The 3,960-nt window shown below is 77.5% G+C and carries 3 protein-coding genes; 1 reads left to right on the top strand and 2 read right to left on the bottom strand.

Features of this window, described 5'->3' with window-relative positions:
• Positions 1-150: 150 nt before the first annotated feature.
• Both OZ948_19815 and OZ948_19810 read right to left on the bottom strand, forming a co-directional pair.
• The gene (locus OZ948_19815; GenBank protein ID MEB2346966.1) at positions 151-978 is read right to left on the bottom strand and encodes a hypothetical protein; all 828 of its coding nucleotides are present in this window, start codon (positions 976-978) and stop codon (positions 151-153) included.
• Complete coding sequence (locus tag OZ948_19810) at positions 975-2,855, bottom strand: AAA family ATPase (GenBank protein MEB2346965.1); 1,881 nt, start codon at positions 2,853-2,855, stop codon at positions 975-977. Before OZ948_19810 ends, OZ948_19815 begins: the two co-directional genes overlap by 4 nt.
• 122 nt (positions 2,856-2,977) lie before the next feature.
• On the opposite strand from OZ948_19810, the gene OZ948_19805 reads away from it, so the two are divergent.
• Complete coding sequence (locus tag OZ948_19805) at positions 2,978-3,835, top strand: hypothetical protein (GenBank protein MEB2346964.1); 858 nt, start codon at positions 2,978-2,980, stop codon at positions 3,833-3,835.
• Positions 3,836-3,960 lie beyond the last annotated feature (125 nt).

Genomic DNA, 3,960 nt, shown 5'->3' with positions numbered 1-3,960 from the left:
CGGCTACGGGCCGCTCGCAAGGCGCGCGACCGAGCCATGGCCGTCGCCATGGGGAGGGAGCGCAACGCTGCGAGCGGCCCGTAGCCGCGATCGAATGCAGGCGAACTTCCGACACACGGCACTAGGAGGACGGGCCGGGCGCGGGAGGTGTCAGCGCTGGCCGACGGGGCGGTGGACCAGGAGGGGGCCGTCGGCGAAGAGCACGCCGTCGGGCTCGATCGAGCGGACCTCGTAGGCGCCGACCCACTCGCCCTCCTTCACCTCGCGCGGGCCCTCGCCGCCGATCGCGACCCACGCGGCGCGCCGCTCGGCCTGCGGGTGCCAGCTCGTGCGCACGACCTCGACCGGCAGCTCCGCGCGCGCGCCGCGAGCCGGCGCCTCCTCCTCGACGAGGCGCGGAGCCCGGCCGGGGATCGGGCTCGCGACGACGGACTCGCCGGCCGGGGCCCGGGTGGCCCCGGGTCCGGGTAGCGCGGAACGGAGCGGGGGCGCGGGCGGCTCGGCGCGAGGCGGGAGCGGGGGCGCGGACGCCACGGCGACATGGACCGGTGTCGGATCGGGCGCGGCGGTGGTGGGCGGGTGCGGCGCCGGCGAGGCCACCGCGGCAGGGCCAGCGCCCGCGACCGGCGCCGGCGCGGCGGGACGCAACGGCGGAGCCGGCACCGCGGCGGGTCGCGGGAGGGCGGCGGGCGGGGCCGGCACCGCGGCGGGTCGCGGGAGAGCAGCGGGCGGCGCGGCGGCCACGGGGGCGGGCGCCACGGGGGCGGCTGCCGGGGGATCCGGTGGGGTGTCGACGCCGCCGAGCATGCCCCAGGTCACGGCGAAGCCGAGCGCGAGCGCGGCGACCGCGGCGAGCCGCGCCGCCCACGGCCCGCGCCGGCGCACGCGCGGCACCACGACCTGCTCGCGGAGCGGCCGCTCGGCGCCCTTCGCGCGCTCCTGCTCGAGGCGCCGCAGCGCCTTCAGGATCGTGCTCACCCGGCGCCTCCGGCCTGCACGTGCGCAACCACCTCGGGCGCCGTGTAGCGGCCGAGCGCGCGGTAGAGCGACATCTTGGTGAGGGGGCCCACGGTACCATCGGGCTCGAGCGCGTGATCGGCCTGGAAGGCGCGCACCGCGAGCTCGGTGTCCTGGTCGAAGACGCCGGCCTCCGCGCCGGCTGCAAAGCCGAGCTCGCCGAGCGCGCCCTGGAGCCACGCGACCCCCTCGCCGCGGTCGCCCGCACGCAGCAGCTCCGGCAGCGCTTCGAACTCGCGCCACACGACGTAGGTCTCGCCGGCCCAGGCCGCCTCGAGCGCACCGGCCTCGATCCGCACCGGCCCGCTCTCGGCGACCCCGATCAGCTCCACCTCGTCATCCTCGATGCGGCGCAGCAGGACCACGCGCGGCACGCCGTCGGCGGCCGCGACCACGAGCAGCGCCGGGTGCCCGACGGCGCGCAGCGCTGCGACGTCGGCGCCGGGCAGCTCGAACACGCCGAGGCCCTGGCCCTCGAGCGCGGCGATCAGCTCCGGGAACGCGAGCAGCGCCGGCGTGCCGGCGGGTGGCGCGCCGAGCGACCAGGCCTCGAGCGCGCCCGCAAGCGACGCCCCGGCGGTGGCGCCCGGCGCGCGGAGCGCGAGGGCTCCGGCAAGATCATCGATGCGCGGAACGGGAGGCGGAGCCGGAGCGCCGGCCGGCGCCCCGGGCGGCGGCGCCGCGAGCGCGGCCGGATCGGGCGGGGACGCTTCGGGCGCGGTCAGGCCGGCTGCGCCCGCCCCGGCGGGCGCGACGGGCGGCGCGAGGAGCCCGGGCGGCGCGCTCGAGACGTCGGCTGCGAGCACGGTGGCGGGTGCCGGAGCAGCGGGCACGTTGGCCGAGACGGGCAGCGCGGCGGGCGCCTCGCTCGGGGCGGGTGCAGCAGCGACCGGCGGCGCGGATCCCCTCCGCTCGCGCAGCTCCCGCGCGCCGAGCCAGCCGCCCGCCGCGAAGAGCACACCGAGCCCCGCTGCCGCCGCGACGGCGGCCGCCCGGCGGCCCCGGCCACCCGTGGCCGCGGGCGCCACGGCTCCGGCCCCGGTCTCGCGCGCCGCGCGCGCCACGTGGGCCGCCTCGACCAGCGGCGCGCCGTCGCTGAACGCGGCGAGGAGCGCGCGATCGCAGAGCAGGTTCACGACGCGCGGGACGCCGTGCGAGCGGCGGAACACCTCGCGCACGGCGCCCTCGGAGAAGAGGTGGTCGCGGTCGGCGCCGGCCGACACGCGCAGGCGGTGGCGGACGTACTCACCGGCCTCCTCGCGCGAGAGCGGCGCGAGCCGCCAGCGCACCGCGATCCGCTGGCGGAGCTGGCGCAGGTCCTCGCTCTCGAGCATGGCGTCGAGCTCGGGCTGTCCGAGCAGGAGGATCTGGATCAGCTTCTCGGTCTCGGTCTCGAGGTTCGAGAGCAGCCGGATCTGCTCGAGCGTGTCGGGCGCGAGCCCCTGCGCCTCGTCGATGATCAACAGCACGCGGCGTCCCTGCTGGCGGCGCTCGACCAGGAAGTGGTTCAGCTCGTGGACCAGCTCGCGCGCGCTCGTGCCCTGCTTCTCGAGCCCGAGCTCGACCAGGATCGCCTCGAGCAGCTCGCGCGCCGAGAGCTTCGGGTTGAAGAGGAAGGCCACCTCGACCTCGGAGCCGAGCCGGCGCAGCAGGGTCCGGCAGAGCGTGGTCTTGCCGGTACCGACCTCCCCCGTGACGGCGATGAAGCCCTCGCCCTGCTCGATGCCGTAGAGCAGGTGGGCGAGCGCCTCGCGATGGGCGGCCGACAGGAACAGGAAGCGGGGGTCCGGGCTCAGCGCGAAGGGCTTCTCCCGGAGTCCGAAGAACGCGGTATACATGCGGGCTCGATCCGGGCTTCGGATGATGGGGAACGTCGCGGGCATCCAGCCGCTGCTACAGGTAGCCCGATCGAGGCCCGGGTCCCAGCCTGCCCGACCGCCTGCCCCACGAGGTCCACCGGTTGCAAACCCGCCGCTCCCCGGATGGTTCCTCGCCGGCCGTCGGGATCGACTGGGGCGCCACCCTGGCCAAGCTGGCGGTGCGCCGGCCCGGAGAGGCGCTCGGGTACCGGCTCCTCCCGAGCGACGACGCCGAGGCCTGCCGGCGCGCCCTCGCCGAGCTCGGCGCGACCCGGGTCGGGGTGACCGGAGGCGGGGCGGATCGGCTCGTGCGCGAGCTGCCGGGGGCTGTCGCGGTGAACGAGTTCGCGGCCTGGGGTGCCGGCGCCGCCGCGCTGCTCGCCGAGAACGACGGCGGCGGCGAGCCCGCCCAGCGCCACCTCCTGGTCTCGCTCGGGACCGGCACCTCGGTGCTGCTCGTCGACGGGCTCTCGGTGAGCCGGATCGGCGGCACCGCGCTCGGCGGGGGCACGCTGCTCGGGCTCGCAGCGGGGCTGCTCGGCACGAGCGACTTCGAGCAGATCGTGGCGCTCGCGAAGAAGGGCTCGCGCCGCGAGGTGGACCTGCTCGTCTCCGACATCTACCGCGCCGGCGGCATCGCGCTGGCCGGCGACCTCACCGCTGCGAACTTCGGCAAGCTCGCGCCCCGGCTCGCCGCCGGCGAGCGCGTCGCGCCCGAGGACCTCGCGCACGCGCTGATGGGTCTGCTCGGCGAGAACGTGGCGCTGGTCTGCGCCGGCCTCGCCGCTGCGGCCCAGGTGCGCCGCATCGTCTTCGGCGGATCGACCCTGCGCGGCAACGACGCGCTGGTCGAGATCACGGGCGCGATCACGCGCGCCCTCGGGCGCGAGCCGGTCTTCCTGCCGCGCGTCGAGTACGCGGGCGCGCTCGGAGCACTGCTGCTCGCGAGCCCGCCCTGAGGAGGCTCGCCTCCGGCTCGCTGCGCGCTCGCTTCGCTCGACCGATGAGCTTCGCTCGCCTCCGGCTCGCTGCGCGCTCGCTTCGCTCGACCGATGAGCTTCGCTCGCCTCCGGCTCGCTGCGCG

The organism is Deltaproteobacteria bacterium (assembly GCA_035063765.1).
Classification (GTDB): domain Bacteria; phylum Myxococcota_A; class UBA9160; order UBA9160; family PR03; genus CAADGG01.
This window is presented reverse-complemented; position numbering and strand designations above follow the sequence as displayed.